We start from the raw sequence: 4637 nt of genomic DNA, 5'->3' as shown, positions 1-4637 counted from the left end.
TCTCCACCCACTCACTGGTGGCGGTGAAACTCACCGTCTTGACCGCCTTGCCCGAAGCACACGTCATGTCCTTCTTGCTCGCATACGGCCCATAGAGCGTGGCCGTCGCCGAAGCCGTCTGACCCGCGGCCAGACCCTGAACCTGAACCTGGTCAAAGAGCTGCGTACCAGTCTCAGCCTGCTTCACCGACGACTTCGTCGACACCGTCACCCCACTCAACGTGGCAGCCAACACCTCCGGGGACACGAACCCGAAGTCGAGCGTCAGGTCCGAGTCACCATCGTTGACCAGCTTCACCGAGGTCGCCGAACCCGTGGAGGAATCCGTCGCCGTGGTGCCCTGACCGGTCTGGGTCGAGACCAGCCCAGCCGGGACCGTGCTGGAGTCGATGGTGACCGTATAGGTGCCCGGAGGCAGGTTGGTGAACTCGTAGTAACCATTGCTGTCGGTGGTGGTGGTCGCGACCACCTCACCGTCCTCATCGGTCAGGGTCAGCTTGACACCCCCGATGCCCGGCTCGCCCTCGTCCTGGACACCGTCCTTGTCGGTGTCGATCCAGACGTAGTCACCCACCGAGACGGTCGGGGTGATGAACCCGAAGTCCAGGGTGAGGTCGGAGTCACCATCCTCAGTCAGCTCGGTCGACGTGGCCGAACCCGTCGAGGAGTCGGTGGCCGTGGTGCCCTGACCGGTCTGGGTCGGGACCAGCCCATCCAGGGCCTCACTGTCCTCGTCGATGGTGACCACGTAGTAGACGTCCGCCGGCAGCACCGCCAGGTCCTCGAAGAGATACCCACCATCAGCATCCGTGACCGTGGAGAGTTCCTCTTCGGTGTACGCCGTCCCATCAGCATGCGTGACGGTCCCGCCGTCACTACGGCTGATCGTCAACGTGACGCCCTCGATACCCGACTCGTCGGCGTCCTGGACACCGTCCTTGTCGGTGTCGAGCCAGACATAGTCGCCCACCGTGACCGCCGGGGTGATGAACCCGAAGTCCAGCGTCAGGTCGGAGTCACCGTCCTCAGTCAGCTCAGTCGACGTGGCCGAACCCGTCGAGGAGTCGGTGGCCGTGGTGCCCTGACCGGTCTGGGTCGGGACCAGCCCATCTAGGGCCTCACTGTCCTCGTCGATGGTGACCACGTAGTAGACGCCCTCGGGCAGCACCGACAGGTCCTCGAAGAGGTACCCGCCATCAGCATCCGTGACCGTGGACAGCTCCTCTTCGGTGTACGCCGTCCCATCAGCATGGGTGACGGTCCCTTCGTCACTACGGCTGATCGTCAACGTGACACCCTCGATACCCGACTCGCCGGAGTCTTGGACACCGTCCTTGTTCGTGTCGAGCCAGACGTAGTCACCCACGCTGACGCTCAGTGGGTACTGGAATCCCGCGTCCAGGGTGTGGTCGTTCTCGCCCGGACCGCCAGCGGTGTACGGCGTCGTGCCGACGTAGCCGTCGGAGTCGGTCGCGGTCGCGGTCGCGTCGGAGTCGATGGTGTCCTTGCTCCCCTCGTCGACCGCGGTGAGCGTGAGCTCGGCCCAGGTCACGTCCCTGGTGCCGATGGTGGCCGCGACGGTGGTGCCGTCCTGGTAGTTGACATCACTCTCGTCAAGTGCCGAGGGGTTGGTGAACCTGATGGTGTAGTCGCCGCCGTTCGGCTCCAGCCCGTCCACGTCGGTGGAGCTGAAGTAGTAGGTGCCGTCGGCGGCGGTGACCGTGGTGGCCAACACCGTGCCGTCGTCGTCGAGGAGCTCGACCACGACGCCGGCGAGGGCGGGCTCGGACGGGTCCTGGACGCCGTCACCGTCGACGTCGATCCAGACCCGGTTGCCGATCTCGATCGGAGCCGGCGGCACCAACGCCTCGACATCACCGAGACCACCACCCTTTTCGAAGCCCGGTGAGGCAACCCCGGCGGCGTTGTTGCTGCCACCGCCGCCGTCGGGCCGGTGCTGGTAGGACTTGGTGGTAGCGCCATTGGCGAGGCTGAGCCAGTTCAGGCCCGAGTTGCGGATTTCGCCAGCCGGGTCGAACGAGGTCGTCACGATCTCGGACACACCACGGACCGCGGCCAGCGCGCCCAGGGTGCCCTCTTGGTGGCTGGTCGACGACGGCCACGGGCGGGTGTCGTTGAAGAACTCCCCGCCACCGGGGCCCTGGCTGTTGGTCGTGGAGTAGCCGGTGCGCGTGGTGCTGTCGAGGTTGGTGATCGTGCCGTCGGACTCCACCGTCCACTCCTCCTCCGCGCTGGGCCAGGCGATCAGGGTGTCGCCAGCACTGACGGTCTGGTAGCAGGTCGTGGCGAGGTTGGCCGTGGTCGTGGAGGTGCAGGCGCCTGACGTCGAGACGGTGCTGTCATCGTTGACATACGGCGCCACGTTGCGGTTGCCGCCCTGCAGCGCGTTGCGGTCGGCCAGGCCGACGATCAGGTTGTCGTCGCCGTCGAACTCGAGGTCGGAGAGGATCGGCTGGTGGTAGGCCATCCACCAACCGTTGGCGTAGTGCGCATTGGCGGCGGCCGTGGTGGAGGTGTTGGTCGTGTTCTCGGTCCAGGTGTCGGACCAGACGTTCCACCGCTTGGCGTCCGGGGTGTTGATGCCGGTGTAGGACGCACCCCGGCTGTAGTCGAGCGGGAAGTCCAACACGGAGGTCCAGGTGCCTGGGCCGGCCTCGGGGGTGCTCAGGACGTGGGCCGCATTAGTGGTGTCGTAGGCGCCCTTGGTGTCATCGGCTGCCTGCTGGGTGTCGACATAGCCCACGAAGAGACTGCCGTGGTGGGTCTCGACCGCCCACAACTGCTGGCCATCGCTCAGACTCGGGTCGAGGGTGCCTTCGAGGGTCGGCGCCGCGCTCGGGTCGGCGGTGTCGATACCGAGGACGTAGATCTTGTTGTCGTAGAGGTTGGCGACATACATCGTGCTGCCGTCCTCGCTCACACTGATGCCACCGATACCGATCTTGCCGGCCTTGGCGAAGGCGTCAGGGTCCCGCGCGACGGTGGTCGTGGCGTCCAGACCACGCTCGGAGTTGCTCAGCGCGGTGCCGAAGTCGATGCCCAGACTGGTCAAGTCGACCCAGGGCACCACCGTGCCCGGCATGCCGATGCCACCGTCCTCGGTCAACACGTCATCGACACGGTAGATGCCGGCAAGGCCGAGCTCGCCCAGACCCGACTCACGCTTGTAGGTGGCCGCGGCATAGACACTGTTGGTCACCCGGTTGTATTCGGTCGCCCACAACGCCCCGACCTCACCGAACGTGGCCAGCGTGGTCCGGTTGGGGTAGCCGCTCTGCGTGCTACCGCTACTAAGCCCGGAGCTCCAGGGCTGGATCACCAGTGCCGGCTCGCTCGCCGGCGAGGCGGTCGCGGTCGACTCCGGATCGCCCGGGATCTGGATCGCGGTCACGATCGGCGGGTTGTCGGCGCTGAGGTCGGGAGAGTAGTCATCAGGAGCGTTAGCGGCGAAGTCGACCCCGGTCGCGCCCGCGGTGGTGAACTGCACACTGGTGCCGCCGTGGGTGGAGGACTCATAACCCTCGGGAAGCTCGAACTCCAGACGCAACGCGGTGCCATCCGCGATCGTGCCCAGGTCCAGGCTGTACTCCCCGTACGCGTCCGTGGTGGCAGTGGCGACCGCAGTGTCATTGTCGTCGACGAAAGCGGAGACGACCGCGCCCTTCAGACCGGTCTCCACCACCAAGTTCTTCGCGGTGGTGTCATAGACACCGTTGCCGTTGAAGTCCTTGAAGACCGTGCCGGCGGTCACCGCGGCCGAAGCCGGGGCCGCGGACAGTACGACGCCACCCAGCCCGAGCCCCATCACCGTGCTGGCGATGAGCCCCCGACGGGCCCCGACCCGCCACAGTCGGCGCTCCCGGTGCCGACCGCCGCCGAAACGACCATAAGGACGTGACTGTCCACTCACTTGCTTCCCCCTGAGTTGATGCTCTCCCAGCTCCACGCCGAGGAAGCGGCACAACTCACCAGAACAGCACCCCAGGTGCCGTCCCGAGCCAGTCTCCCGAACTCCCCCCAACGCCGGAACTGCTTCCGACGCCCACCGCCGGACCCGAAGAGCCACGGAATCGGTGCGCGCTGGCATTCAAACAGAGAACCCCCACCACCGCTACCGACCACCGAAAGATGAGGCAAGTTAGCTATGGAATAGTCCGATCGGACTAGTAGCCTGTCGCGGCTACGAGGAGGAGCGTCTCTACCGCACCCGGTGGTGACCAGACGTCGCCGTCTCGGCATCGGAGGGCCGATGCCGGCGCGGACACGAATTCACCCTCAAGTTCACCCTCACGATCACCCTGCGTCAGGGTTTCGGGAGGGCAGAACGGGGTCGTGCGCGAAATGGGATGAGGGGGAGACGGACGGGACGTCTCCCCCTCGCCCATCCTGTCAGGGGGCCTCGGGATGGGCAGCTCTACTCCACGACAGGCTCACGCCACGGGGCCGCAGCCCCGCGGCGTGAGCCGCGTGTCCTACTTGGCCGTGTCCTACTTGGCGTGGACGGGGACCAGGGTCACCACGAAGTTCTTCTGGTAGTGGAACCGACCGTTGGCATACACGGTCTTGTCCGAACAAGTCACCACCACCAGCTTGTGCTTGCCCTTGACATCGAAGTA

Annotated in this window: 1 protein-coding gene; it reads right to left on the bottom strand. The window is 65.9% G+C overall.

Annotated elements, in window-relative coordinates:
• Positions 1-3931, bottom strand: a 3931-nt coding sequence (locus tag QM595_RS02420) for an SdrD B-like domain-containing protein (RefSeq protein WP_415169929.1), incomplete at its 3' end; no start/stop codon positions are given.
• Positions 3932-4637 lie beyond the last annotated feature (706 nt).

The organism is Nocardioides sp. (assembly GCF_047607185.1).
GTDB lineage: Bacteria > Actinomycetota > Actinomycetes > Propionibacteriales > Nocardioidaceae > Nocardioides.
The sequence above is the reverse complement of the archived record's forward strand: the minus strand, read 5'-3'. Positions and strand labels throughout refer to the sequence as shown.